This is a genomic window from Vibrio ruber DSM 16370, assembly GCF_900163965.1.
Classification (GTDB): domain Bacteria; phylum Pseudomonadota; class Gammaproteobacteria; order Enterobacterales; family Vibrionaceae; genus Vibrio; species Vibrio ruber.
On the sequence record NZ_FULE01000029.1, the window covers coordinates 25,915 to 50,440 of the forward strand.

Consider the following 24,526-nt stretch of genomic DNA (forward strand, 5'->3'; position numbering starts at 1 on the left):
CGGAGGAGTCGTTATAGGTAGCGAAGTGTGTCCAGTGTGTTTTGATAATGAAACTGATAGCCGCAGTGGCGAAGTTTGTCGCTGCTGATACGTTTATCTTCTTGTGCAACAACCGGAGGTAAATCAGCTTCTGATGAGACACTGTCCAATGCTGCTTGATAAAATTCTGCTTTACTGACGGTTTGTGGCGTAGTGACGTTAAAAATCCCGGAGAGTTCTTGTTCAAGGATATAACGGATACTGCCAATGGCATCATCAAGATGCAGCATATTTGCCGGTGCGAGTGAGCTGACTTGTTTGAGCCGCGGAACAAACCGGGCCGGGTGGCGTTTGGGGCCGATTAATCCGCTAAAGCGCAGGATGGCATAATCCAGTCCGCTATCGATCACATGCTGCTCTGCTGTGAGTAAGATCCGGGCTGATTCACTAAAATCAGCATTTGCCTGCGCGAGCATCAGGCTCGCATCTTGTTCTGTCATGATACCGGGATGACTGGGATAAACACCCGTTGTGCTGATCATCACTAACTTTTTCACTTGCACGATTTTGCATTGCTCGATCAGGTAGCGCCAATAATGCGCATATTCATCCTGCTTATTCTGTCTGAATCCGGGAGGAAAGCAGCCAATCACAATTTCTGCATTTTGGGCTGTCAGTGTTTCCGCTAAAGGATGTTCAGACTGTTCGAAATCAAAGCAGAAACTGCGAATCCCCTCAAGCTTTAGCGCATCAGCGCCTGCAGGTGTGGTTTTGCTGGCAAAAACGCGGCAAGAATCAGACAAGTGATGTGACAGCGGTAAACCAAGCCAGCCGGCGCCAATAATCGTGATATGTTTCGTCATATTGGATATTTATTCCGATTCCTGAGCCAGCACGCGAAGAATGCGGTCAGCATCCTGAGCGATTTCAATGCCTTCATCGGTTAAATACCCCCCGTCCGGATGGGTACACAGTTTTTTCCGATAGAGGGCATCAACGGCATCTTGTACTTTCTTTTCGGCAGTTTTGTGGACTTTAATGCCGGTATCACGACTATTCAGATCAAACTGAAGCAGTAAATTGAGCTCATTAAGTTGCTGCGCAGTAAATTTCATAGTGTCACCTATTCACAAATGGATGGCATTACCATAGAAATAACTGCTGTATATCGCAACAGTTGAATGTTGAAATTGTTATGTCAGGTGAATAATCTGACAGGCTTTATCAGGCCAATCAGCGAGATTGGCATCATTTGGATGTAAAATAGGCAAATGATTCAAAAAGCAAAAAATTTTGTTGACTGCATTGGGTGAATCCGTAGAATGCGAACCCGTATCAGAAATGGTGATTTTATCTTTTCGATGCATCTAGGTTGGCGCGTTGGCAGAGTGGCTATGCAGCGGATTGCAAATCCGTGGACCTCGGTTCGACTCCGGGACGCGCCTCCATCCTCTTCTGAGACTTCAATGCGACACTAGCTCAGTTGGTAGAGCGCAACCTTGCCAAGGTTGAGGTCACGGGTTCGAACCCCGTGTGTCGCTCCAAATTTTCTCCCCCTTATCTCTCTTTCTGCTCAGGCAGTCTCACTGTCGTAAATATGCTTTTATATTCCTTATCCTCGTTTCGATCTCCTTGTTTTCGTTCAATGACATTGTGCTAATCAGAATGTGAACTTGAGCCTATATTGTTATGATAAATGATGAAATAGGCTAGACTTACACGTCACCTCATAGTATTTTGAACACTGTTTTTTATTTTGGTGTGATGAGAAATTATGGCATTCGATATTGTTTCCAGTGGTATCTATTTACCTAAAAATCGGTGGTCTTCGGAGCAAATGGACGCTTTTCTGGCGTTGCCAGTCGGGACGTGCAACAAAAGATTTGGTGTGGCATACCGACATGTGGCCGGAGAGACGGAAAGCGCGATCGAAATGGGTCGCAGGGCAGTCGAAGATTGCTTAAGCCAGACAGAATTAAACCTCTCTGATATCGACTTGGTGATTTATGCCAGCGGAACACATCATCAGTCATTACCTTATGATGCATCCGCATTGCTGGCTGCTCTTGATGCACCATTCGGTGTCGAAAGCTTCGATTTAAATAGCACCTGTTTATCATTTTTAACGGCACTGGATTTATCTCACAGCCTTTTTTTAGCCAAGCGTTATCAGCGTATTCTGATCGTCACCAGTGAGGTGGCAACGGGTGTAACGCTAAACCGCTCTTTTCCGCCGCAGAAAGAAACGGCCACATTATTTGCTGACGGTGCAGCAGCATTTTTACTTGCAGCCAATGAGCAGAGTCCCGGACTCATTGCCCGGCGTTTTGAAACCCATCATTCCGGGTATCAGTATTGTCAGATTCCCGGGGGCGGCAGTTTTCTCAATCCGCACCGGATCTCCCATGATGAAAATCTCGATGTATGCCGCTTTTTTATGGATGGTAAAAATCTGTTTCGCAAGGTCGCTCAGGTATTACCGACGTTTCTGAAGGCAGGATTAGAGTCGGTACAACTAACGCCAGCAGATATTGATTATTTACTGCCTCATCAGGCGAGCTTTCGGGCCTTAGCAAAAATGCCCAAAATTACCGGATTTGCAGCCGAGCAGGTTATTAATCGTTTTCCGACTTTGGGTAATCAGGTGGCAGCGTCTATTCCAATTAATCTTCATTTGCTGAGACAGGAACCGGATACAAAAGGGAAAAGTGTGTTACTGATGGGATCGGCTGCGGGGCTATCCCTTGGGATGGGACTGATTTATCTATGAAAATTCTCATTACCGGCGGCAGCGGTATGTTGGGTAGTGCGCTGATACGATTATTTCATCAGCAGCATCAACTCCGTTTTATCGCCAGGAACCGGAAGATTGCCGAGCAGCTCGAACGTGATTTTACCGCCGTCGCGTATTTACTGGATTTAAATGATCGCACAGCGTTGATCAAAGCCTGTGAGGGGGTTGATGCCATCATTCACTGTGCAGCACTCTCCAGCCCCTGGGGAACATACGAGCAATTTTTTCAAGCCAATGTAGCCGCGACTCAGAATTTAGTTGAAGCGGCCCGCATTCAGCATGTATCGCATTTGGTTCATATCTCCACGACCAGTGTTTATTTTGACTACGCTGACCGATGGGCCATTACCGAAAATGATGCGCTGGCGCGTCAATGGTGTAATGACTATGCGAAAACCAAATATCACGCGGAGCGTGTAGTGGCAAACAGTCCGGTCAAGAGTGTTATTTTACGTCCGCGGGGAATTTTCGGCCCGAATGACCGGGCGATTGTCCCGCGTGTCATGAGTAGTGTATTCCGCGGACAACTACTGCTCCCATCGGGGCGCAATCCGGTGGTCGATTTAACCTGTGTCGATAACGTTGCCCATGCTGCCATGCTGGCTTGTACGCAAATTGAAAATCTGTCACACGGGGAGGTTTTCAATATCAGTAATGGCGAACCGATGCCGGTTGAAACACTGCTACAACAGTTGTTGACCGCACTGAATCGCCCGGTGACCATACGCCGACTCCCTTATGCGGTTTTACGACCATTACTGGCAGTGAATGAGTGGCTCCGTCATCGGCTGCCGGCCAATCCGGAGCCTCGTCTGACTTGCTATAGTGCCGGACTGCTGCATCATCATCAGACGTTGGATATCACCAAAGCGAGAGAAATTTTAGGCTATCAGCCCCATGTCACAATTAAACAAGGAATCGAGCAATATGTCAGATGGTTTGCAACTCAAAATCTTTGAAGGAGGCTATTGTGTTCATCCGGGGTTTGTCGTCAAACCCGGCAGTGGTCTCAAACCCAGAGCTTTTCCTGCGGCAGTTGCTTTAATTAAACATCCTGAACATGGCTATATTTTATTTGATACGGGATACCATCAACATTTTTTTGATACCACGCGCACTTTTCCGGAGCGGTTTTATGCATGGACAACCCCGTGTCATTTAAAGCATGGCGAAGATATTACGGCTCAACTCGGTCGTATCGGGATTGAGACATCACAGGTCAGTCATTTGGTACTGTCTCATTTTCATGCCGATCATATTGCTGCGGTCAGAGAATTCGGGCAGGCAACCATTCATTGTGCCAAGGCTGGCTTTGATGCGCTTAAGAATCGCGGTCGATTCAGTGGTGTCAGAAAAGGTTATTTACGCCAATTGATTCCGGATGAGATGCAGCAGCCGTTACAGTTTCATAACCAGTTTGAATGCCGAATAGATACACTGTTACCACAGCTAAACGGTGTTGAATTGTATTGTAAAGACTTGTTTGATGATGGTTTGCTGTATCTGGTCAGCCTGCCCGGACATGCCGCCGGTCAGATAGGGATGTTAGTCAGATTACATACGCAATGGCTATTTTTGTTAGCTGATGCCTGTTGGTTGATCGAGAGCCTCAGTGACAATCTGGATCAGCACTGGCTGGCGAATATCATTTGTGACGACACTAAAGCTTATCGCCAAACGCTGGCGCAACTTCGGTTATGTTACCGACTGGGCAGGGCAGATATTCGCTTTGTGCCTTCTCACTGCCTGACCAGTATTCGCTCACTCTGCGAGCAGGGGTGGCTAGAATGATGACGTTGTTACGCCAGTTTGCATTTGCGCGTTACCATCGGTTTGCTTCTCGCGATCAAGTGCAGTCATGGCAGAATAAGCAATTAGAGCGACATCTGCAGTGGGTTTGCGAGCATTCTCCTTTTTATCAGTCGCTACGCAATCAGCCGCTTGAAGCCTTTCCGATCATGAATAAATCCTTGATGATGGCGAATCTGGATGCGATCAACACCCGGGGGCTGAAAACCGATCAATTGATGTCTGTTGCGCTCAAAGCGGAACAATCCCGACAGTTTGAACAATCGGTGGTTAACAGTGTTACGGTCGGTCTATCTTCGGGAACTTCCGGGCAGCGAGGTCTTTTTCTGGCCGACTCGCGTGAAAAGCAACTGTGGGCCGGTAATATTCTGGGTAAGTTGCTGCCCGGTTTATGGCAAAAACACCGGATTGCGTTGGCACTTCGGGCAAATAGCCCGCTATATAAAGCTGTTGCTAAAGGGCCGATCCAGTTTTTTTACGCGGATCTAAATCAGCCGCATGATGTCTGGATTCGGGCGCTGGATCGTTTTCAGCCGACCTTATTGATTGGCAGTGCGCAAGCACTCCAGTTTTGTGCCATGTACAGCGGCACATTCGGGGAACGGAAGATGTCTCCTGCACGACTCATATCCGGGGCAGAAGTATTAACACCGGTCGATCGGGCTCTGATAGAACAGACTTTCGCCGGTGAACTGCATGAAGTCTATCAGTGTACGGAAGGGTTTCTTGCTTGTACGGATACGCAAGGGCAGATGCGCTGGAATCAGGATATCGTACACATTGAAAAACATTGGTTAAACCCGGAAAAAACGCATTATAGCCCCATTATTACTGATTTTCGTCGTCGAACGCAGCCAATCATCCGTTATCAGCTGGATGATGTGATTGCCGCGCAACATGATGATGCGCCGTTTGAGCCGCTCGGTGCCATTGCCGGCCGCTGTGGTGATTGTTTAAGACTCGGGCAAGATGGGGCGCAGACGATGGTCTTACCGGATTTAGTCTATCGGGCTGTCACACTGGCGATAGAGGAACGTGTTGATTATCGCATTACTCAAACTGACACTCAGTGCTTAACCATTGAAGCGCTTCCCCAGATTCATGAGCGGATTCGTGATGCTGTTTTGGGAGTGTTACAGACTCTGGGCGCGGGAACGGTGAGATTCGAATATGCACCGCCGCCGGATTGGCACCCGATGAATAAACAGCGACGTGTGGTGAATCTATGCAAGTTTTGATTACCGGAGCCCGTGCGCCGGTGGCGCTTGAATGGGCGACTCTTTTTTGCCGTCAGGGACATCGGGTGATCATGACCGATGCGTCAAAACAGCCGCTGGGATCATTTCTCAAATCGATCGACGGTTATGTGCAAACCAGCTCTCCGCGTTTTTCCTTGGCCGATTATCAGACGCAAATCCTCGATATTATTGATCAGTTTGACATTGATATGGTTGTGCCGACCTGCGAAGAAGTGTTTTTTCTTGCTGACATTGTCAAGCACAGGTCTGAGGTTGACTGGCTGATGCCGGATGCTGAGTTATTGTTCACGTTACACAACAAATATACGGTGTTTGAGGCTCTGTCCGGCTTACCCCAAGTTTCTCTGCCGTCGACCCGGTTGATCACGAGTCATCGTGATGTCGTCTGTGGTCGGGATACCGTGTTGAAGCCGGTTTATTCCCGTTTTGGCGCGCAAGTGATTAGTGATGTGACCCCTCAGGCGATTAAAAATCTCAACATTACGGCTGATGTGCCTTGGGTACAGCAACAGAAAATTGAAGGAGAGCCGCTTTGTAATTATGCCTTGTTTGAGAACGGGCAGATGCAAATCCATCAGGCATACCGGCCGGAACTCTGCGTGAATCAGTCTGCGGCCAGTGCATTTCAGCCGATAGACGACCCCGCGATTACCGAATTTATGAGTGCATTTGGCCAAAGGTTTAATTACCATGGTCAGGTCTCGTTTGACTTTATTCGTGATCAGCAGGGGTTATATGTGATTGAGTGTAATCCACGGGCTACCAGTGGATTGCATTTGGTTGCGCCATTTTGTCAGTCAGCTGAGCCTCATTTTGTCTTCGCTCAACCAGAACTGGCATCGCTGTATCATCTCGGGGCAATGATATTTCTGGCCGGTGGTGTTTCATCACTATTCAGTTATCGACGGTGGCTGGGGTATTTTTCCGGTAAAAATATTATGCAGCGTTACCAATACGATCTGCCATTTTTAGCACCGTTATTGAGTTTTTCAGAACTCTACCGACAAGCAAGAAAACAGCGGATTTCACTCAGTCAGGCGTCAACTTATGATATCGAGTGGAATGGACAGATTCATCATGCCTGACATGTCAGTATGAGACCTGTGGCGGCGGTTTCGCCTATTTTAGGCTGTATTCAGAAGGGGGGGGTTCACTGTAGGTAAGCATAAATCTGTTTAAGAAAGTCGTCAAAAATGAGGCAATAGACCGATTTTTAGCCATACAGTTCATTATGTTGTATTTTCTTGTTGACGAAAATTTTGAATCCAGTAAAGTACGTCTCGTTCCTCAGCGGTGAGTGCCTTTCGACAGTCGCTGACAGTGAGGTAACCCTTTGATATGCTCTGCCCTGGTGGTGGAATTGGTAGACACAAGGGATTTAAAATCCCTCGGCGTTCGCGCTGTGCCGGTTCAAGTCCGGCCCGGGGCACCATCAAAGAAAATGCGACATTAGCTCAGTTGGTAGAGCGCAACCTTGCCAAGGTTGAGGTCACGAGTTCGAACCTCGTATGTCGCTCCAACTTTTTCTTCGTCTCTTTCCTCTCCAAATCTTAGCATCATCTTTATTTCCCATTCTATTAAATCGCCACAGCTCATTTTTTCAATCAAATTCCGCTGAATTATTGTTCAATAACCACATGAAAAACGATTACAATTTGGCTTTACAAGCGGCTTTGGTTACTATGTATAGCTATTTTTATTAGACTTAAGAATTGTTCGGGAAACCGAGAGAACCTTTGTGGGAACTGCCGAGCAAGGCAGATGAGGAAACGATGCAACATCTACAAGAGATTATTGCCAGTGCAAGTGCGGCAATTCAGGCTGCTGACACGCTGAATGCATTGGATGAAGTTCGTGTTCAGTATCTGGGTAAAAAGGGTGAGCTGACGGCTCAGTTGCAAAATCTGGGTAAATTACCCCCAGAAGAGCGCCGTACCGCCGGTCAGGAAATTAATGCCGCCAAAAATACGGTTCAGCAAGCTATTTTTGCCAGAAAAGAAGCACTACAGCGTGCAGAATTAGAACAAAAACTGGCCGCTGAAACTATTGATGTGACGCTGCCGGGCCACCGGATTGAAAATGGTGGTATTCATCCGATCACTCGGACTATCGAACGGATTGAAAGCTTTTTTGGTGAACTGGGTTTTACGGTTGAGTCCGGCCCGGAAATTGAAGATGACTTCCACAACTTTGATGCACTGAATATTGCAGAAGATCATCCGGCCAGAACCGATCACGATACTTTTTTCTTTAATCCTAAGTTAATGCTTCGCACGCATACGTCTGGCGTACAGATCAGAACGATGGAAGCCAGCCAACCCCCGCTACGCTTTATTGCGCCCGGCCGTGTTTATCGAAACGATTATGACCAGACCCATACACCGATGTTTCATCAGGTGGAAGGCATGTTGATTGATGAGAATGTTAATTTTGCGCATTTGAAAGGTATCTTACATGACTTTTTGTGTAACTTCTTTGAAGAAGAGCTGGAAGTTCGTTTTCGTCCCTCTTACTTCCCGTTTACTGAGCCGTCGGCAGAAGTGGATGTGAAACGGAAAAACGGCAAATGGCTTGAAATCTTGGGGTGTGGCATGGTTCACCCGAATGTCTTGCGCAGTGTTGGTATTGACCCTGAAAAATACTCCGGATTTGCTTTCGGGATCGGAATCGAGCGTCTGACGATGCTTCGTTATGGCGTCAACGATCTGCGGGCATTTTTCGAAAATGATCTGCGTTTCCTCAAACAGTTCAAGTAATTCAGGGGTGAAATTAGAATGAAATTCAGCGAATCATGGCTGCGCGAGTGGGTGAATCCTTCTGTTACGACAGAAGAGCTGGCGCATCAAATTACAATGGCAGGTCTTGAAGTTGATGATGTGACTGCGGTTGCCGGTACATTTACCGGTGTCAAAGTCGGCCATGTGGTCGAATGTGATCAACACCCTGACGCAGACAAACTCCGTGTGACGAAAGTTGACGTCGGTGAAGAAGTGCTACTCGATATTGTTTGTGGCGCGCCAAATTGCCGCCAAGGTTTGAAAGTTGCTGTCGCAACGGTTGGTGCGGTTTTGCCGGGTGATTTTAAAATCAAGAAAGCGAAACTGCGCGGGCAACCTTCTCATGGGATGTTGTGCTCATTTTCAGAACTCGGTATCGATGTTGAATCTGACGGCATTATGGAGCTGCCGACTGATGCACCGATCGGTATGGATTTTCGGGCGTTTCTGAAATTAGATGATGTGGCTATCGATGTCGATTTAACATCTAACCGTGCTGATTGTTTCAGTTTACGCGGTTTAGCGCGTGAAGTCGGTGCTGTGAACCGCTTGAATGTATCCACACCGGACATTCATGTGATCGAGCCTTCAATCGATGCGCAGATTGCCATTGACGTGAAAGCGCCGAATGCATGTCCCCGTTACCTTGGTCGTATTGTTAAGAACGTTAATCTTAATGCCAAAACGCCGTTATGGATGCAGGAAAAGCTGCGTCGTAGTGGATTACGTTCGATCGATCCGGTTGTTGATGTGACCAATTATGTCATGTTAGAGCAAGGCCAACCGATGCACGCTTTTGATTTGGCAACCATCGATGGTGGTATTGTGGTTCGGATGGCAGAGCAGAATGAAAAACTGACGCTGTTAGACGGTGCTGAAGTGTCACTGAACAGTGACACACTGGTCATCGCTGATCAGCAGAAAGCATTGGCGATTGCCGGTGTCTTTGGTGGGGAAGCGTCCGGCGTCAGCGAACAGACTCAAGATATTTTGCTGGAATGCGCCTTTTTCACACCAGACAGTATTCGTGGCCGGGCAAGAAGTTATGGCTTGCATACGGATTCTTCCATGCGCTTTGAGCGCGGTGTTGATTATGCGTTACAAACCAATGCGATGGAGCGAGCAACAGAACTGCTACTGAGTATCTGTGGCGGTGAAGCCGCACCAATTGTCGTCGCTGAGTCAAAAGCGCATCTACCGCAACAGAATCAAGTGACACTTCGTCGCGAGAAGCTTGACCGTCTGTTAGGTCATGTTATCGCTGATGACGATGTGGTTGAAATTCTGACTCGTTTAGGGATGGGTGTGACCACAACTGAGAGTGGCTGGTGTGCTGTTGCACCGACATGGCGCTTCGATATTGCGATTGAGCAAGACCTGATTGAGGAAATCGGCCGCCTGTACGGTTATGACAATATTCCGTTGCAAGCGCCACAAGCGGCCTTGACGATGAACCGTCATAAAGAAGCCGATTTACCACTCAAGCGCGTTCGGGATCTGTTAGTTGATCGCGGCTATTATGAAGCGATTACCTATAGTTTCGTTGAACCGGAACAGCAAAAACTGATCGTTCCTGATGTTGAGCCACTGGTGTTGCCAAATCCAATTTCAGTGGATATGTCGGCCATGCGTTTAGGTTTGATTCAGGGGTTGTTAAATACCGTGGCTCATAATCAAAAGCGTCAGCAGCCTCGTGTCCGTCTATTTGAACAGGGGTTACGTTTTATTCCGGATCAACAGGCTGAACAGGGGATTCGTCAGGAAGCGATGCTTGCCGGTGTGATTGCAGGTACTCAGACAGAAGAACACTGGAATATGGAAACTCGGACAGTTGATTTCTTCGATGTGAAAGGTGATGTGGAAGCAATTCTGGAGCTGACAGCAAACCCGGGCGCTTATTCATTCGCTGCAACCCGACATCCGGCATTGCATCCGGGGCAGGCTGCCGCAATCTACTATGAAGGACGGCAAATCGGAGTGATTGGCACCGTGCACCCTGAAGTTGAACGTAAGTTTGGCTTGAATGGCAGAACCGTTGCGTTTGAGATTGAATGGAGCGGACTGAATCAACGTTTGATTCCAGAAATTGCATCTGTTTCTAAATTCCCGGCGAACCGTCGTGATATCGCTTTGGTGGTTGATCAGGCTGTCACCTCCGGCGAAGTGGTTGCTGCCTGTGCGAATGCTGGCGGGCAACTTCTGAAAGATGCAAAACTCTTTGACGTTTATGTCGGCAAAGGTGTCGAAGAAGGTAAGAAGAGCCTTGCAATCGCATTGACATTGCAATCTACAGAAAGAACGCTTGAAGAAGCTGAAATTTCTGCTGTGGTCAGCGAAATTGTTGCTGCTGTTGCTGAGCAATATGGTGCTGTTCTGCGCGATTAATCTTTGTTATTTAAGTAGAAGCAGGCTGGTGAGTAATGACACCAGCCTGTTTTTTTATGGAGAAGAGAAAACAATCAACGTCGGTGAGCTCACATATTTGAACTTTTGATATGAATTTGACATTATTATGATAATAATCAATTGGTTATATTCTATAGTTACCTTATAATATGCGGCTTTTTCTCGATTGAATCATCAATTTTTGCTGATTTAAATGTGACATGCTCCCACAATAGTCACGAATAGCTTGCTTCTTTCGCAAGCGATTTAATAAAAAAGTTGGCGTAAATCAGAAGGTTGGCATACACTATTTACAATAAAGCCGATATGTTGTTGATTGGTTGAGTAAAAATGCTTTGGTGCTGTCACATCGACAGTAAGGTTCAATATAGCTTTGAGGGAAGTTTTATGGCGCTCACAAAGGCCGATTTGGCTGAAAACCTGTTTGAAAAGCTTGAGTTTAGTAAACGGGATGCCAAGGAAACGGTTGAAGCATTTTTTGAGGAAATCCGTAAAGCTCTGGAAAATGGCGAACAGGTTAAGTTATCTGGTTTTGGTAATTTTGATCTGAGAGACAAGAATGAGCGTCCGGGGCGGAATCCTAAAACCGGAGAGGATATTCCGATTACTGCAAGACGTGTTGTCACATTCCGTCCGGGACAAAAATTGAAAGCTCGTGTCGAAAGTATCGATCCGAATGAAAAGTAGAGTGCTCTGAAAATGTGGTGTTTATATCACTTTGATGAGTGTGTCTATTGTTTCGATCTCTAGTTTTTGCCACTGATAAACAGCCTGATACAGTGCTGATCAGTGGCTGATGTTTTTTTATATTAGAGAAACGCTTCATGGATAAAGAATTTTGGCATAGAAAGTGGGCTTCCAATCGTATTGGTTTCCACATGACAGAAGTGAATCCGCTGCTGTTGGAATTCTGGTCTGCGTTATCGCCACAAAGAGAGGAGCAGGTTCTTGTTCCTTTATGTGGTAAAAGCGAGGATCTTGTTTGGTTAGCATCAAAACATGACAAAGTTATAGGTGTTGAACTCAGTGAGATTGCCGTGAGATCGTTTTTCTCTGAACACTTTTATACACCGTTAGTCACACAAATCGATTCATTTCATCACTGTTATGAGTTTGATGAACTCCAAATTTATCAGGGTGATGTTTTTACAGCCCCACTTGATGGTGTTGAACTGATCTATGATCGGGCTGCATTGGTGTCGATGATGCCATCCCAGAGAGATGCATATGCACAGCGGTTGCGTACGCTGCTAAAACCGGGCGGACGAATGCTTTTAATCACGGTTGACTATGAGCAGACTGAACTTGCCGGACCACCGTTTAGTGTTGGTAGTCAACAGATCCAGCAATTGTTTCAGGGCATGAAAACGACGTTGCTTTGCCGTAAAGAAGCAGATCCGGAACATCCGAAGATTGCACAACAAAAGCTGAGCCGGTTTGCTGATGAAGTGTGGTTGATCGAAGCTTAGGTATTGTATCTGACAGAAAAGAGCAGGCCGGTACGTGTTTACGTTCCGGCCTGTTTTCGTTCCTGCGAACCGTTTATACAGATGAAGTTATCTTCGGACTGACGGGCGTTAATAATGCAGAACGATATGACTCGCACATGCCAGTGCTGCTTCTTTCGCCTGTTGGGTATCATCTCCTGTCGCGAGTGTTACGCCAAGTCTTCTTCTACCGTCAATGTCTGGTTTCGCAAACAGGCGGACTTGTGTATTGGCAACCTGTAATGCTTTCTCCAGTCCGTCAAAACGGACATTATCTGATGTGCCTTGACCGAGTAAAGCGACCGATGCTGCCGGTTGATACGAGACAATCTGCTGGATAGGTAATCCAGTAAATGCACGAACATGTAAAGCAAACTCGGACAAGTTTTGAGAGATCAAAGTGACCAAACCTGTATCATGAGGGCGAGGGGAGACTTCGTTGAAAATGACCTGATCACCTTTGACGAATAACTCGACGCCAAAAATACCGTATCCACCGAGAGCCGTGACAATTTTTTCTGCAACCGTTTGTGCGTTTTCCCGGGCCGCATCAGACATTGCCTGAGGCTGCCAAGACTCACGATAGTCACCATCTTCCTGCCGATGGCCGATTGGTGCACAAAAATGGACACCATCTACGGCGCTGACGGTGAGCTGGGTGATTTCGTAGTCAAAGTCGATAAACCCTTCAACAATCACTCTTCCGGCACCGGAACGGCCACCTTCTTGTGCGTAATGCCAGGCTTTATCGATATCTTGTTCTGTTTTGAGGACACTTTGCCCTTTGCCTGAAGAGCTCATGACAGGTTTGACGACACAGGGGAGTCCGATTTCCGCAATTGCATTGCAAAAATCATCGTAGTTATCGGCAAAGCGGTAAGGCGATGTTTCGAGAGATAATGTTTCGGCTGCCAGACGACGAATTCCTTCACGGTTCATTGTCAGCTGGGTTGCTTTGGCTGTCGGTACGATGTGAACACCTTCACTCTCTAATTCAACAAGTGTTACTGTTGCAATGGCCTCTACTTCGGGAACCACATAGTCTGGCTTTTCGAGTTCAATCACTTGGCGTAGCGCATCGCCATCCAACATATTGAAGACATGGCAACGATGTGCAACTTGCATAGCCGGTGCGTTGGCGTATCGATCACAAGCAATCACTTCCAGACCTAATCGCTGGCATTCGATTGCGACTTCTTTACCTAGCTCTCCGGAGCCAAGTAACAGAACCCGCGTGGCACTTTCTCTTGTCGCTGTCCCTAACATGATTTGATTACCTCTTCTTATTTTGAAAACTGCGGCAATCATACTGAAAAACCTCAAAAAAGCAAACGTTTGCTTTTTTGAGGTTCAGATATGGCGAACTGAATTTTTAGGGTTTATTATCAAACGGTTATAGTATTTTTTGCATTATACTTCTATATAATCCAGCTGAATATGCGGTGCGATTTTTTGGAGCACTGAACGCGTTGTATCCTGATGGGTTACGGTCTGATTTTTTGTTTCTGCAAGAACCACACGCTTGATATCACTGAATAAATAGCCATTCATTATCAGCTGTATCAGTGCAACTTGCAGTGGTGGCAGACTTGGGTTGAAAGCGGCATTTTCCGCATAAGCGCCCAGATAGATCTGTTGATTTATCAGTTCAATCGCAACACCACTGAGTGCTTCACTATAAGGGGCATAACTTTTGTTCAGTGCTTTGACCGCTTGTTGTTGCAATGGATCTGTACCATCGGCATGGATTTGATGTGTCTGTGGGTCCATAAATCGAATCTGCATTCCCATGGTCACTGGCCCGAAAGCTTCAGGAAGATAATCGTTTAGCTTTTTAGTTGCCTGACTGGGCAGGGTAATTCGCAGCCCTTCGACACCGGAGAGTTCATTCATAAACTGACGGCAGTGGCCACATGGTGGTGTATCAATAATGATATCACTGAGTTTGCTTTCACCACTCATCCAAGCATGGGCAATGGCAGCCTGTTCCGCATGGATCGTTTGCCCGAGTGATACACCGGAAAACTCAATATTGGCCCCCAGATACAGTGCTCCGGACTTGCCCCGGACGATTGCACCGACTTGAAAGTCAGAAACAGGCGTATAAGCATAAATTGCAGCCAGTGGGAGCAGATGCTGAGCAAGGGTTACGGCATCAAGCCCGCTGACATGAATCAAATGCTCAACCTGTTGTGCGTTGAAGGTGGCCGAGAATTTCGGATCGACGATCATCTCTTCGAGCGGTCTGGCCAATGTTTCAGGTAATCGGCTGAGAACAGTGAGTCGGTCTTGGGTCATGTGTTCATCTCTTTCATCACATCAGGCATTTTATACTAACGCAGTCTGGTGAATTTGTTGTGACCAAAGTATTATTTTTATGATGATTGTAATTCTTATTTCATTTATTTCGTGAATCAAATCACATATGAAACCAGCAATAACTCACTAGATCGTCAACAGTGGACTCAACCATAGCACCAATGCGAAAACCAGCGGTGCAAGCACAGAAGTGATAATGCCACAGAGCACGAGCGCAAGTGAGCTAAATGCTGCATCGCGGGGATCATTCTCAACACAGCTGGCCGTTCCTAGTGCATGAGATATACTTCCCATCGTTAACCCTTTTGCAATGGGGTGCGTAATATGAAGTAAACGGTAAATCGGATAAGCGAAAATTGCACCGAATAGTCCGACAATCAATACCAGAATCGCAGCTATTGATGGCTCTCCACCAAGATTACTGGTGACTTCCATCGCGATTGGTGTGGTGACTGATTTGGCCAGTAATGCCGCAATGAGCGGTGTATCGGCATGAAATAAAACTGCAATCAATGCGGTGGTTAGCATTGACATGACACTCCCGAAGACACAGGCAAACAGGATAATTCTCCATTTGGCACGTATTTGCGGTAACTGTTCATAGAGTGGGTAAGCAAGAGCGACAACCGCAGGTTGGAGTAAAAAATTCACCCACTGATTATCTGCTGCATAAGTTTCATAAGGCACATTAAAATAGAGCAGAATGCCGATAATAATCATGACGCAAATGAGTAATGGGTTAGCTAAAGGAGTTCGACATTTTTGACATAACCAGCGAACGGCAAAGAAAATAACAATGGTAATCAAAAGCCACATGCGTGATATTCCTCAGTGATGTTCTTTTTTTAGCATACGATCCAGTAGTAAACCCATGCAGATCAATACAATAACTGTTCCGCCGATTGCGCTGGCAAATATAGGCAACGCATTCTCAATCAGGGTGTCGAAATGGGTCATCAAACCGACACTGATCGGTACAAAGAGAAAAACCATATAGCGGATAAACAACGATGCACCCGGTTTTACCCATGAAACCGGTAATAGACCACTGGCGAGTGCGATAAATAGAATCAGCATTCCCAAAACACTCCCGGGAATAGAAAGATGTAACCAAACCTGAATGAGTGTTCCAAGCCATAGGGAGGCCATGATTGCTCCCAAAGAAACCACCAATTTGAGTAGTGAGATGATCATGTCGAGTTCCGAAATTGAGTGATGATTGATTCTTGGCTCATGCAAGTCATATTGATGGTAGGACTTACATGAAGTAGCGATTCAGCAGCGCAACCCGTTATGATGTCAGACTGAGCACATAATGGTAGATTGATTTCAGTATCTGCATTTTGTGTGGATCCTGCTCATGTTCATGAGCCAGATTTTCCAGACGCAGAGTGTAATCATCCAGATGCTGGGAAAAATAATCCTGACAGTGCGACTGCCATTGTTGTTGTTCATGCGGGGTGAGTGTTTCAGGCCAGTTTCTGGCCCGATAACGGAACAACAGCGGCTTGATGCGTTGATCCTGAAAAGAGATCGATAAATCTTGTAATGCGTCAGGCGGTGTTTGCCGGATAATCTCCATTGCAGCTTTATCTGCCGGATTAAAAAAGTCATGGTACAGCATCGTATCGACATCAGTATCCGTTGGATACTCTCTCTCTTCATTAAATACTTCGACCAGTTTCTCTCTGATATCCTGAGATTGCTTCATACGCGACAAATGCTGCAAACATTTGTCTCTGTCGATGCCGATTATATGGGCATTTTCTGCCGTCAAGGTCTTGGCCGGAGCGAGGATCGGGCATTTATTGAGATGCACCAGTTTCACCGGAATCGGTAACTCATCTTCTTGTAAATCATCACGTTTTGTGTAGAGCCGTTGCCGAATTTCGTCAGCATTGAGATCAAAGAGAGGCTGAGGATCTTTCGCCAAGTCGACCATGATCACGGCATTTTTGTTATGCGGATGCCAGGCAAGCGGTACAACCCAACTGGTATATTGACAGTGGCTGCCGAGCATACCGGAAACATGCATCAGTGGCGTCATACTGACAATGTCGATCAGTGCATTCAGTTTACGCTTATGGCGCATTGAGTAGAAATAATCGAATAATTTCGGCTGGGCATTTTTGATCACTTTTGCCAACTCAATGGTTGCATAGACATCGGCCATCGCATCGTGGGCATTGGTATGTTCGATACCATTGGCAACGGAAAGATGCTCGAGCTTAAAGCTGGTATTGCCGTCTTCATTTTCAGGCCATACAACCCCTTCCGGGCGTAATGCATGACAGGCTCGCGCGACGTCGAGCAGATCCCAACGCGAATTGCCGTTTTGCCAGCTCCATGCATAAGGATCAATGAAATTGCGATAACAGGTATAACGGGTCACTTCATCGTCAAAACGAATGCTGTTATAGCCCAGACAAGTTGTATTGGGATGAGACAATTCCTGATGGATACGATCAATAAACTCGGGTTCTGACAAACCTTTGCTATTCGCTTGCTGTGGCGTAATACCAGTGATGAGTGCAGCTTCCGGAGCAGGCAGATAATCTACTGGCAGTCGGCAAAAAATGACCAGAGGTTCACCAATGATATTGAAGTCCATATCAGTTCTGACCCCGGCAAACTGACAGGGGCGATCTTTAGCGGGGTGTGTACCCCATGTTTCATAATCAAAAAAGAAGAATGTCGGTTGTTCGTTGTTTTTCATATGCTTTATGTGTTGATTAAATCAGCTAAATCAACCAATTGAATGAATACGACAGGCCATTGGAACAACGGCAGAATGGACGTCACAACTGGCAGAGAAGAGCATCTCGTTGGCGGTGATTCTATTTCAATAAGTATCCGGTCATCAGTCATCGTTAAGCAAGTCAATTCATCAATATAGACTAACGTTAATTGCCTTGCCGATAGAGCGAATACTATCATTTTGGCACCGAAGAGAAAACAGAATGTCTCAGCGTGTCATGATAATTTGTTTACCGTAGCGCTGTGATTGTGCATATAAAACCTTTTGTTATCAAATGAGTTGTTCGCATTACCCTCTTGAAAACAAATCCATAGTTGTATTTAATTTTTGTAAATATTGGTTCTTATTGCAATGAAGTGGCATCGGAATGACGACACGTGGGGCCCCGCTGTTCCTGATGAAATTGAATCATATGAGATCGAAAATATTTCAAATATGCAACCATTTGGTTTTGAGATAAGGAAACAACATGAGACCGGAAACACTATTGGCAAAATTCAATCTGAAAGGGATGAATTATCAAGCGATACATCAGGGCGGGCGAAGTAAATTCAGTGTTGAAGAACAGCTTGCGATGGTTGGGGTGAGCTGGAAGTCATCACCAATTGGCTTTCTTGTTCTATTTGTCGAAACTCAAGACTGCCGTCATTCTCGTCAGGCCTTGGAAAAAGAGATCCAGTCGGAGATTGCCACGCTGACCCAAAACTGGCGCGGCCAGCGTAGTGAATCTGCATTTGCTGCGATGGTTGATGCGGCAATTGAAGAGGCAACCCATCCTCAGGGGACGATCTGTTCATCTTGCGGAGGCACCGGTCTTTACAAAACGTCACACCGGCAAATGAGAAAGTGTACTCATTGTGAAGAGGGTCGTGTATTGTGGCGCCCAGAATCCCGTTATGTTGCGATGTGTTCTCGTGGTTTTATTTGTTCGTATCCGATATTTAAACGATACAATGCGATCTTGGAAGAACTCAGTCAATGGCTTGCAGCAAAACGTAATGCAGCCATGTTGACGCTGATGGAGCGAATAGAGCGAGAAGAAGAAACTTATGCTTTGATGAATTAAAGTTATATTATAAGAAATAGTATTCCCTGATATATCCATTTTAATCGCCAATTATTTATAATATAAGACAATATCATTTTTATATGATGTCGATTTTTAAATTTATCCTGATTTTGAATTTTTATAATTCATATTTTAGCTCATCTATGCAATAAATAGTTCGCAAAGTAATGAACACAGATATTGAAATATATTTTTGAATGGCGCATGATGTCCACACTGCAAAGCTCTGCCTGACTGGCGGGGCTTTTTTATTTTAAGCTTGTTGTCAGTTTTGATATTCAATAAACAGTTCGCAAAGTGATGAACACAGATATTGAAATATATTTTTGAATGGCGCATGATATCCACACTGCAAAGCTCTGCCTGACAGGTGGGGCTTTTTTATTTTAAGCTTGTTGTCAGTTTTGATATTCAATAAACAGTTCGCAAAGGGATGAACGCAGATATTGAAATATATTTTTGAATGGCGCATGATATCCACACTGCAAAGCTCTGCCTGATTGGTAGGGCTTTTTTATTTCCTTTTTGTTATTGATGGTTTTTATTTTATTTGAATCGTTCTGTACAAATAATTAAAAGCTCATTCAGTCTGAGCCCTTGTTCAGTTATGCGATATAAAACACAACGAAATATGTGATATCCATTATCACATAGGAGATATATTTTGAACTCAGAAATATTACAGCTTGAATTCCCCAGTCAGCTTTATGAACGGATTGAAGCCTCTCTCATACAACAATTATTGGGAAACGATATCGTCGTGAAAAATTATGATGAATATCGCACGATGACAATCGAAGCTCTGACACTCCTGATTGAGTTTCGCTATGGAAGAGCAGGGAACAGAAATGAGCGAGGGCAATACTGTCATGGTTTTCATATTCGGATTCATTGCCTCTTACCGCGTTCAGCTGAGCGGGCTTTTCTCCAAGTATTGGATAGCATTGCCGTGATTGAACGCTTTATCGACAGGAACTGCTGGGGCGTTGATATCCGTCAGATCGATATGCCTGAATTTTTACGTACGGAACCAAGCGAACTTCAGTATCAACTGGAACAGGTGATTGGCCGGGCGGTCAGCTGGCGGCAAAACCTGTATCTTGGCGAGCCTCTCATTCAACCAGATGAAGCGCGAGGTGGGATTGCCTGGGCTGTGAATCCGGAACACTTGGATGACGCGGATGAATATCAGCCGTTGGAGGTCAAGTATGCGTCAGGCAATTGAATTACTCGTCCGGGAAATGCTGACTCCCTATTTAGAGCGAATTGAAATGCTTTCCAGTGAACTGGAAGAGTTACGACGTCGCAACCGGAGCCTGATTCGATTAGGGCGGGTTGAGGCCATTCATGAAAACGGCTGGTTGATCAAAGTGAAGCACGGTGAGTTGACGACTCCGTTTATTCGCTGGTTTGCTTCTTCTGCCGGTGAAACCAGAGACTATCGCTGTCCGTCGGTTGGTGAGCAAGCTTTGGTGCTTAATTATGGTGCCGGTGATAACGGCAGCCAGACGGTCGCTCTGACAGGATTATTCAGCGATAACTTCCCGTCTCCGAGTGGGGATCCCAACGAAATCCTGCGAGTTTATCCGGATGGCAGTCGTACCAGCTATCATGCAAAAAATCATGTCTTGACCGTCGATATTAAAGGCGATGTTCACATCAATGTCGAAAAAAGTGCACAGATTGTCGCTGGTGATGTGGCAACCGTGGATGCCAAAAGTATTGCTTTGAACGGTGGGTCATCTTGTGTCACGACAGCACACATTTGTCATTTTACCGGCAATCCACATGCCGATGGTTCCAGTACAGTCACTGCGGGGAAATAATATGGCTATCAATGCAGATATTTTAGAAGGGGTCATCATCCAGAAATTAGAAGATGCGGGCTTTCGGACCGCTATCAAACATGCTTATGCCCAAGTAATGGTGAAAGCGATTGCTCAAGCCGTTGTTGAACATATCCAAGGGCAAGCGGAAGTAAACGTCACAGGCGGTTCGTCGGCCGGCGTCTATAAGGTGAGCTAATGATTGGTATTGATCGGATAACCGGCAGACAAATTGAAGGCTATGAACAGTTAGTCAGTCGGGTGACTCAAGTCATGACCACCCCGTTAGGAGGCCGCGTGAAACGCGCGGCTTTCGGTAGCCGGGTGCGGGAACATTTAGCGGCGAATATGACTGACCATATGTTAGTTCGTACTCAGTCCGCTGCGCTTGAGGCATTTTATAACCCAGAAAACGGACTGTCTGATTTTATCCCGGACAGTTGTATTGCAACACGTCACGCGACTGGCCTAAGCCTTTATTTTTCAGGCAATTGGAAAGGGCGGACAGTTAAGTTTGAGGTACCCCTGAATGTTTCCACATCAGAATCCACTACCTAAACCAGAAATCATCCAGACCCCACCGTTTGAAGTGCTGCTCCAACAAGTAAAGCGCGATATTTTGGCATACTTTGCACAGCACTCTCCAGATGATGCGACTGCGGTGAATGAAACACTCGGCAATGAAGCTGAATTACTGACTAAATTTGTCGAAGCATTTACGGTGATTTTGCAAAACCATATCCGGCAATTGAATGGTCAGGCGCAACAGATGTTTGGCATGTATGCGACGGATAATGACATGATCGACTTAATTGTAAGTCAGTTAGGTGTGACTCGGCAGATGCTTGATTCCGGAGACCCCGGTGCATTTCCTCCGATTCCACCAGTCATGGAGAGTAATGATTCGCTGCTCTCCCGATACTATTTGGCCGCTTATGCTTTAGCGAGTACCGGTACACGATCCGGATACCGTTTTCATGCCATGACCTTAGGGGGCAGGCCTGAAGTTCAGATCAACAGTCATGAGAAAAATCGAGTCGTCGTGACCTATGAGTATCAGACGCATGACATGGCTGGCTTGACGAAAGATGCACAAGCCCGGCAAGTGTCTCCCGGTGTCGTTGATTGTTTTATTCTGGCGCATGAAGGCAATGGTCTGCCAAGTCCGTCGTTGATCGAGGCGACTCAGACTTATCTGGAGCGGGATGACATCGCTCAGGAAACCGATTTGATCACTGTAAAAGCGCCTGATATTCGCCCATGGCAGTGTGAAGCGAAGCTTTATATCCGCCCCGGTCCCGATGCTGATGTTGTGCGGATGGCGGCAGAGCAAGCAGTGAAAGCTTATGCCCTGAAACAACATCGACTCGGTGCCAGCATCGAGTCATCCATGCTCTACAGTGTGCTACTGGAGTCAACCGGAGCACACCGTGGGGACGTTATTCAACCTGAGCAGCCATTGCGTTGTGCTTACAGTGAGGCACCTTATCTTGAGTCAGTCAAAATTACCGTTGACACTGAAAACATATAGTGTCCTCCCGGACAACCGCAGTCCGCTCGAACGTTCAATGGAGTTGTCATTTAGCCAGCAAATTTATGCCATTGACAATCCATATCCCCATCTACTGGATGCCCAGAAAACAGCGATGGAAATCGTTCCTTACCTCGCTGCTGAGTTTCAACTCACGGTATGGGAGACGGCAGATACAGAACTGGTTAAGCGCAACCTTGCCGGACATGCATGGCAGGTTCGGAAAATGAGCGGCACCCGTGCCGGACTCAAGTTAGCACTGGAGTCATTTGATTTTCAAAGTCAAATCAAACCATGGTATCAGCAAGAGCCACAAGGTCAGCCATACAGCTTAGAGATCGTGGCTTGGGAAAATGGTAACAAGCCAGTCAACGTTACCAATGTCAAAAAGCTACTCGCTTATATTGAAGACACCAAATCAGAACGGGATCAAATCGAGCTTTCTTTGATGTTTGGGGTTGAAACGAGCATGGGTATCACCGGTGCAATCGCTCCGGTGATTAATACGCAGGAGACCTCGGGTGATGCGCAATTATGGCCAATGCCAGAGGCTCACGTTGCTCTTTCTGTCAGTGGTGCGACTGCGCCCGGGATGAGTATCAATACAGTTGAGGCAAGTGCTGTTACTCCAGTTATTGCTGGATATAGTCAAATCAAGGTGACGGGTTATGCAGCGCATTACAACATCACCGTTTTAACCATGAATGCGAGAGCTACGTTATGAGTGAAGACACAATTAAGTTAGTGATCACCCGCAAAGGCCTGGAGGAATGTATCAGCGCCAAAGCCAAGGGGATCCAGTTATCATTAAAATGGGTATCAGCCGGTGATCGGGCCTATACCCCAAATCCGAATCAAACGACGTTGCAGAATGAATTGCAGCGGGTTGAATTTGGTGAATATAAAGATATGGGGCTTGGTCAGATTCAGGCCATTGCTAAGTTTAGCGGTGAGCAGGAATACCCGATTCGAGAGCTGGGGTTCTGGCTCGAGTCTGGAACCCTGTTAGGGGTGGTCTCTGTCCCAGATACAACGTTAAACTACAAAACTAAAAATGGCCATTGTCTTCAACCGGTTACGTTAGATTTAAGCGCCCTGCCTAGCGATACCGTGACGGTCGTGGTGGGCACAGAAAATCTCAACATTTTGATTGATACAGAAATGATGATGGATGCAGTTGCGTTTTTACGTAGTCAGGTAATTCAAATTAAACAAGGTCATACATATATGAATATGAGTGAGAGACTGAGGACATTGGAGGCTAATCATGGCTAATATCATTGAAGAATTGCAGTTACTTAAACAAGCATCGCAAGAACAAACGGCAGCTTCTCAAGCTGTCGTGCAGGCAGTGTCTGGCAAAATGGCTGCGATTGATAGAAACATCAATGATTCAATCACCAAGGTTGAAAGTACATATGACCAAAAGACCAGCAATCTGACTATCATCGCAACAGATGGGTATCGAAAGGCTATCGAGCATAACTCAGGTGGTCGAAACACCGTCATTTATGATGCTCAGGGCAACCCGAATATCATGTGCGTTATTCCGCGCTTCAACATAGAAGATCTGGGATTAGCCGATCTTAATCTTGGCACCGGCGTGCATCCTGCATTTATAACCAACGGAGCGCCTCGCAGCGAAATTCTTGTCGGCAAATATCTGGCATCGGCAGCAGCAGGCGGGTCCGCCGTCATCGGTGGCCCTCAACCGCGAACCTCGATTAACTACGACACTGCAAAGCGGCTCTGCACGCAGAAGGGAGATAACTGGCACCTGATGTCGATTCATGAGTGGGCCGCGATTGCGCTCTGGTCTCTGGCTAATGGCACAGTGCCTCGCGGCAATACGTACTATGGCCGCAGCTATGAGGCGAAGTGGGAAACCGCTCGCCGTGTCGACGACGGATTGCCCGGCGATACCAACGGCACCGGACGAACCGGCACAGGCAAAGGTCCAGTCACGTGGAATCACGATCATAGCGAGTTCGGTGTATGCGACCTGGTTGGCAATGTGTGGGAGTGGATTGACCAGATGAAGCTGGATGACGGGCAGATCCTGACAACGCTGGATAACAATCCGGCAGTTGCTGAGGCCAACTGGCATCGTCACCCTGCGTATTTTGATTTAACCTCTGAAAATCAAAGCGGAACAGGTTACATCGGTTCGCCAGTGCTCAGCAACTCAGTGACCAAGCGTAACGGGCCAGCTGATAACAATATTTACAAGTATCCGTATATGCATAACTCGCATTTTGCTGCGATCACCAAGTCGGCCGGTTATACGCCTAACGAGTTGTTGCGTCGATTGCTGATTGAATCCGCAACCACGGCTACAGTTGGCGGCGGGATCTGGTGTCTCAACTATGGCGAGCGGCTCCCGTTTCGCGGGGCCAGCTGGTACGATGGATCGTTCTCCGGACTGGGCGCTATCGCTCTGAACTATGGTCGGTCATACTCGTACAGTAACATCGGTTTTCGCCCCGCTTTCTTTGTTTAACCGGAGTAAAAC

Annotated in this window: 25 protein-coding genes and 4 tRNA genes; 22 read left to right on the forward strand and 7 right to left on the reverse strand. The window is 46.5% G+C overall.

The genetic code is table 11. The annotated features are described in order from the left end of the window. Nucleotides 1-11: 11 nt before the first annotated feature. Nucleotides 12-842, reverse strand: a complete 831-nt coding sequence (locus VR7878_RS10260) for an NAD(P)H-binding protein (RefSeq protein ID WP_077335886.1) — start codon at nucleotides 840-842, stop codon at nucleotides 12-14. A gap of 9 nt (nucleotides 843-851) precedes the next feature. After that, nucleotides 852-1,094, reverse strand: a complete 243-nt coding sequence (locus VR7878_RS10265) for a TIGR02647 family protein (protein WP_077335888.1) — start codon at nucleotides 1,092-1,094, stop codon at nucleotides 852-854. Between the two features lie 259 nt (nucleotides 1,095-1,353). Here VR7878_RS10265 and VR7878_RS10270 point away from each other — a divergent pair. From VR7878_RS10270 to VR7878_RS10330, 13 genes are all read left to right on the forward strand, one after another. Continuing rightward, a tRNA-Cys gene (locus VR7878_RS10270) sits at nucleotides 1,354-1,427 on the forward strand. Nucleotides 1,428-1,447: 20 nt separating this feature from the next. Next, nucleotides 1,448-1,523, forward strand: a tRNA-Gly gene (locus VR7878_RS10275). A 230-nt stretch (nucleotides 1,524-1,753) separates the two neighbouring features. Continuing rightward, nucleotides 1,754-2,749, forward strand: a complete 996-nt coding sequence (locus VR7878_RS10280) for a ketoacyl-ACP synthase III (protein ID WP_077335890.1) — start codon at nucleotides 1,754-1,756, stop codon at nucleotides 2,747-2,749. Beyond that, entirely contained in the window at nucleotides 2,746-3,732 is a 987-nt protein-coding gene (locus VR7878_RS10285) for an NAD-dependent epimerase/dehydratase family protein (protein ID WP_077335892.1), read from the forward strand. Before VR7878_RS10280 ends, VR7878_RS10285 begins: the two co-directional genes overlap by 4 nt. Further along, the gene (locus tag VR7878_RS10290; protein ID WP_077335893.1) at nucleotides 3,701-4,564 is read left to right on the forward strand and encodes an MBL fold metallo-hydrolase; all 864 of its coding nucleotides are present in this window, start codon (nucleotides 3,701-3,703) and stop codon (nucleotides 4,562-4,564) included. Before VR7878_RS10285 ends, VR7878_RS10290 begins: the two co-directional genes overlap by 32 nt. Beyond that, nucleotides 4,561-5,820, forward strand: a complete 1,260-nt coding sequence (locus VR7878_RS10295) for a F390 synthetase-related protein (protein ID WP_077335895.1) — start codon at nucleotides 4,561-4,563, stop codon at nucleotides 5,818-5,820. Before VR7878_RS10290 ends, VR7878_RS10295 begins: the two co-directional genes overlap by 4 nt. Next, entirely contained in the window at nucleotides 5,808-6,926 is a 1,119-nt protein-coding gene (locus tag VR7878_RS10300; protein WP_077335897.1) for an ATP-grasp domain-containing protein, read from the forward strand. The genes VR7878_RS10295 and VR7878_RS10300 overlap by 13 nt, the downstream gene beginning before the upstream one ends. Nucleotides 6,927-7,186: 260 nt before the next feature. Then, nucleotides 7,187-7,273 (forward strand) — tRNA-Leu (locus VR7878_RS10305). Nucleotides 7,274-7,284: 11 nt separating this feature from the next. Then, nucleotides 7,285-7,360, forward strand: a tRNA-Gly gene (locus tag VR7878_RS10310). 253 nt (nucleotides 7,361-7,613) lie between these two features. Next, the gene (gene pheS, locus VR7878_RS10315; protein WP_074373463.1) at nucleotides 7,614-8,597 is read left to right on the forward strand and encodes a phenylalanine--tRNA ligase subunit alpha; all 984 of its coding nucleotides are present in this window, start codon (nucleotides 7,614-7,616) and stop codon (nucleotides 8,595-8,597) included. 18 nt (nucleotides 8,598-8,615) lie between these two features. Continuing rightward, a complete protein-coding gene (gene pheT / locus VR7878_RS10320) occupies nucleotides 8,616-11,003 on the forward strand; it encodes a phenylalanine--tRNA ligase subunit beta (protein WP_077335899.1) in 2,388 nt (795 codons plus the stop codon). A 408-nt stretch (nucleotides 11,004-11,411) separates the two neighbouring features. Beyond that, on the forward strand, nucleotides 11,412-11,711 hold the full coding sequence (gene ihfA / locus VR7878_RS10325; protein WP_077335901.1) for an integration host factor subunit alpha: 300 nt from the start codon (nucleotides 11,412-11,414) through the stop codon (nucleotides 11,709-11,711). A 137-nt stretch (nucleotides 11,712-11,848) separates the two neighbouring features. Then, nucleotides 11,849-12,493: a thiopurine S-methyltransferase gene (locus VR7878_RS10330; RefSeq protein WP_077335903.1), complete on the forward strand. Its 645-nt coding sequence runs from the start codon at nucleotides 11,849-11,851 to the stop codon at nucleotides 12,491-12,493. Nucleotides 12,494-12,601: 108 nt separating this feature from the next. On the opposite strand, the gene purT is transcribed toward VR7878_RS10330, so the two are convergent. The 5 genes from purT to sbcB form a co-directional block, all read right to left on the reverse strand. Beyond that, on the reverse strand, nucleotides 12,602-13,777 hold the full coding sequence (gene purT / locus VR7878_RS10335) for a formate-dependent phosphoribosylglycinamide formyltransferase (protein WP_077335973.1): 1,176 nt from the start codon (nucleotides 13,775-13,777) through the stop codon (nucleotides 12,602-12,604). 144 nt (nucleotides 13,778-13,921) lie between these two features. Beyond that, entirely contained in the window at nucleotides 13,922-14,809 is an 888-nt protein-coding gene (cdd, locus tag VR7878_RS10340; protein ID WP_077335905.1) for a cytidine deaminase, read from the reverse strand. Between the two features lie 147 nt (nucleotides 14,810-14,956). Further along, nucleotides 14,957-15,646 (reverse strand): CidB/LrgB family autolysis modulator, encoded by a 690-nt coding sequence (locus VR7878_RS10345; protein WP_077335907.1) that lies wholly within the window; start codon nucleotides 15,644-15,646, stop codon nucleotides 14,957-14,959. A 12-nt stretch (nucleotides 15,647-15,658) separates the two neighbouring features. Further along, nucleotides 15,659-16,024, reverse strand: coding sequence for a CidA/LrgA family protein (locus tag VR7878_RS10350; RefSeq protein ID WP_038186233.1), 366 nt, complete (start codon nucleotides 16,022-16,024; stop codon nucleotides 15,659-15,661). 97 nt (nucleotides 16,025-16,121) lie between these two features. Further along, entirely contained in the window at nucleotides 16,122-17,546 is a 1,425-nt protein-coding gene (gene sbcB / locus VR7878_RS10355; RefSeq protein WP_077335909.1) for an exodeoxyribonuclease I, read from the reverse strand. 511 nt (nucleotides 17,547-18,057) lie between these two features. Between sbcB and VR7878_RS10360 the strand changes: the two genes are divergently transcribed. From VR7878_RS10360 to VR7878_RS10400, 9 genes are all read left to right on the forward strand, one after another. After that, a complete protein-coding gene (locus VR7878_RS10360) occupies nucleotides 18,058-18,654 on the forward strand; it encodes a transposase (protein WP_077335911.1) in 597 nt (198 codons plus the stop codon). Nucleotides 18,655-19,321: 667 nt separating this feature from the next. Further along, nucleotides 19,322-19,882 (forward strand): hypothetical protein, encoded by a 561-nt coding sequence (locus VR7878_RS10365; RefSeq protein ID WP_077335913.1) that lies wholly within the window; start codon nucleotides 19,322-19,324, stop codon nucleotides 19,880-19,882. Continuing rightward, nucleotides 19,866-20,483 (forward strand): phage baseplate assembly protein V, encoded by a 618-nt coding sequence (locus tag VR7878_RS10370; protein WP_159440451.1) that lies wholly within the window; start codon nucleotides 19,866-19,868, stop codon nucleotides 20,481-20,483. Before VR7878_RS10365 ends, VR7878_RS10370 begins: the two co-directional genes overlap by 17 nt. A 1-nt stretch (nucleotide 20,484) precedes the next feature. Continuing rightward, complete coding sequence (locus tag VR7878_RS10375; protein WP_077335915.1) at nucleotides 20,485-20,682, forward strand: hypothetical protein; 198 nt, start codon at nucleotides 20,485-20,487, stop codon at nucleotides 20,680-20,682. Then, a complete protein-coding gene (locus VR7878_RS10380; RefSeq protein WP_038186209.1) occupies nucleotides 20,682-21,041 on the forward strand; it encodes a phage baseplate protein in 360 nt (119 codons plus the stop codon). The genes VR7878_RS10375 and VR7878_RS10380 overlap by 1 nt, the downstream gene beginning before the upstream one ends. After that, nucleotides 21,013-22,014 (forward strand): baseplate J/gp47 family protein, encoded by a 1,002-nt coding sequence (locus tag VR7878_RS10385; RefSeq protein ID WP_077335917.1) that lies wholly within the window; start codon nucleotides 21,013-21,015, stop codon nucleotides 22,012-22,014. The genes VR7878_RS10380 and VR7878_RS10385 overlap by 29 nt, the downstream gene beginning before the upstream one ends. After that, nucleotides 21,974-22,738 (forward strand): phage tail protein I, encoded by a 765-nt coding sequence (locus VR7878_RS10390; protein ID WP_077335919.1) that lies wholly within the window; start codon nucleotides 21,974-21,976, stop codon nucleotides 22,736-22,738. Before VR7878_RS10385 ends, VR7878_RS10390 begins: the two co-directional genes overlap by 41 nt. Continuing rightward, complete coding sequence (locus tag VR7878_RS10395) at nucleotides 22,735-23,289, forward strand: phage tail protein (RefSeq protein ID WP_077335921.1); 555 nt, start codon at nucleotides 22,735-22,737, stop codon at nucleotides 23,287-23,289. Before VR7878_RS10390 ends, VR7878_RS10395 begins: the two co-directional genes overlap by 4 nt. Then, nucleotides 23,282-24,514: an SUMF1/EgtB/PvdO family nonheme iron enzyme gene (locus tag VR7878_RS10400; protein WP_077335923.1), complete on the forward strand. Its 1,233-nt coding sequence runs from the start codon at nucleotides 23,282-23,284 to the stop codon at nucleotides 24,512-24,514. The genes VR7878_RS10395 and VR7878_RS10400 overlap by 8 nt, the downstream gene beginning before the upstream one ends. The last annotated feature ends 12 nt before the right edge of the window (nucleotides 24,515-24,526 follow it).

Excerpts from the sequence above, each read along its gene's own strand:
- VR7878_RS10295 (WP_077335895.1), top strand. The coding sequence starts at position 4,561 with ATGATGACGTTGTTACGCCAGTTTGCATTTGCGCGTTACCATCGGTTT.
- VR7878_RS10280 (WP_077335890.1), top strand. The coding sequence starts at position 1,754 with ATGGCATTCGATATTGTTTCCAGTGGTATCTATTTACCTAAAAATCGG.
- VR7878_RS10380 (WP_038186209.1), top strand. The coding sequence starts at position 20,682 with ATGATTGGTATTGATCGGATAACCGGCAGACAAATTGAAGGCTATGAA.
- VR7878_RS10300 (WP_077335897.1), top strand. The coding sequence starts at position 5,808 with ATGCAAGTTTTGATTACCGGAGCCCGTGCGCCGGTGGCGCTTGAATGG.
- purT (WP_077335973.1), bottom strand. The coding sequence starts at position 13,777 with ATGTTAGGGACAGCGACAAGAGAAAGTGCCACGCGGGTTCTGTTACTT.
- VR7878_RS10345 (WP_077335907.1), bottom strand. The coding sequence starts at position 15,646 with ATGTGGCTTTTGATTACCATTGTTATTTTCTTTGCCGTTCGCTGGTTA.
- VR7878_RS10260 (WP_077335886.1), bottom strand. The coding sequence starts at position 842 with ATGACGAAACATATCACGATTATTGGCGCCGGCTGGCTTGGTTTACCG.
- VR7878_RS10265 (WP_077335888.1), bottom strand. The coding sequence starts at position 1,094 with ATGAAATTTACTGCGCAGCAACTTAATGAGCTCAATTTACTGCTTCAG.
- VR7878_RS10350 (WP_038186233.1), bottom strand. The coding sequence starts at position 16,024 with ATGATCATCTCACTACTCAAATTGGTGGTTTCTTTGGGAGCAATCATG.
- VR7878_RS10375 (WP_077335915.1), top strand. The coding sequence starts at position 20,485 with ATGGCTATCAATGCAGATATTTTAGAAGGGGTCATCATCCAGAAATTA.
- cdd (WP_077335905.1), bottom strand. The coding sequence starts at position 14,809 with ATGACCCAAGACCGACTCACTGTTCTCAGCCGATTACCTGAAACATTG.
- ihfA (WP_077335901.1), top strand. The coding sequence starts at position 11,412 with ATGGCGCTCACAAAGGCCGATTTGGCTGAAAACCTGTTTGAAAAGCTT.
- VR7878_RS10285 (WP_077335892.1), top strand. The coding sequence starts at position 2,746 with ATGAAAATTCTCATTACCGGCGGCAGCGGTATGTTGGGTAGTGCGCTG.
- VR7878_RS10385 (WP_077335917.1), top strand. The coding sequence starts at position 21,013 with ATGTTTCCACATCAGAATCCACTACCTAAACCAGAAATCATCCAGACC.
- VR7878_RS10400 (WP_077335923.1), top strand. The coding sequence starts at position 23,282 with ATGGCTAATATCATTGAAGAATTGCAGTTACTTAAACAAGCATCGCAA.
- pheS (WP_074373463.1), top strand. The coding sequence starts at position 7,614 with ATGCAACATCTACAAGAGATTATTGCCAGTGCAAGTGCGGCAATTCAG.
- VR7878_RS10360 (WP_077335911.1), top strand. The coding sequence starts at position 18,058 with ATGAGACCGGAAACACTATTGGCAAAATTCAATCTGAAAGGGATGAAT.
- VR7878_RS10370 (WP_159440451.1), top strand. The coding sequence starts at position 19,866 with ATGCGTCAGGCAATTGAATTACTCGTCCGGGAAATGCTGACTCCCTAT.
- VR7878_RS10395 (WP_077335921.1), top strand. The coding sequence starts at position 22,735 with ATGAGTGAAGACACAATTAAGTTAGTGATCACCCGCAAAGGCCTGGAG.
- sbcB (WP_077335909.1), bottom strand. The coding sequence starts at position 17,546 with ATGAAAAACAACGAACAACCGACATTCTTCTTTTTTGATTATGAAACA.
- pheT (WP_077335899.1), top strand. The coding sequence starts at position 8,616 with ATGAAATTCAGCGAATCATGGCTGCGCGAGTGGGTGAATCCTTCTGTT.
- VR7878_RS10290 (WP_077335893.1), top strand. The coding sequence starts at position 3,701 with ATGTCAGATGGTTTGCAACTCAAAATCTTTGAAGGAGGCTATTGTGTT.
- VR7878_RS10330 (WP_077335903.1), top strand. The coding sequence starts at position 11,849 with ATGGATAAAGAATTTTGGCATAGAAAGTGGGCTTCCAATCGTATTGGT.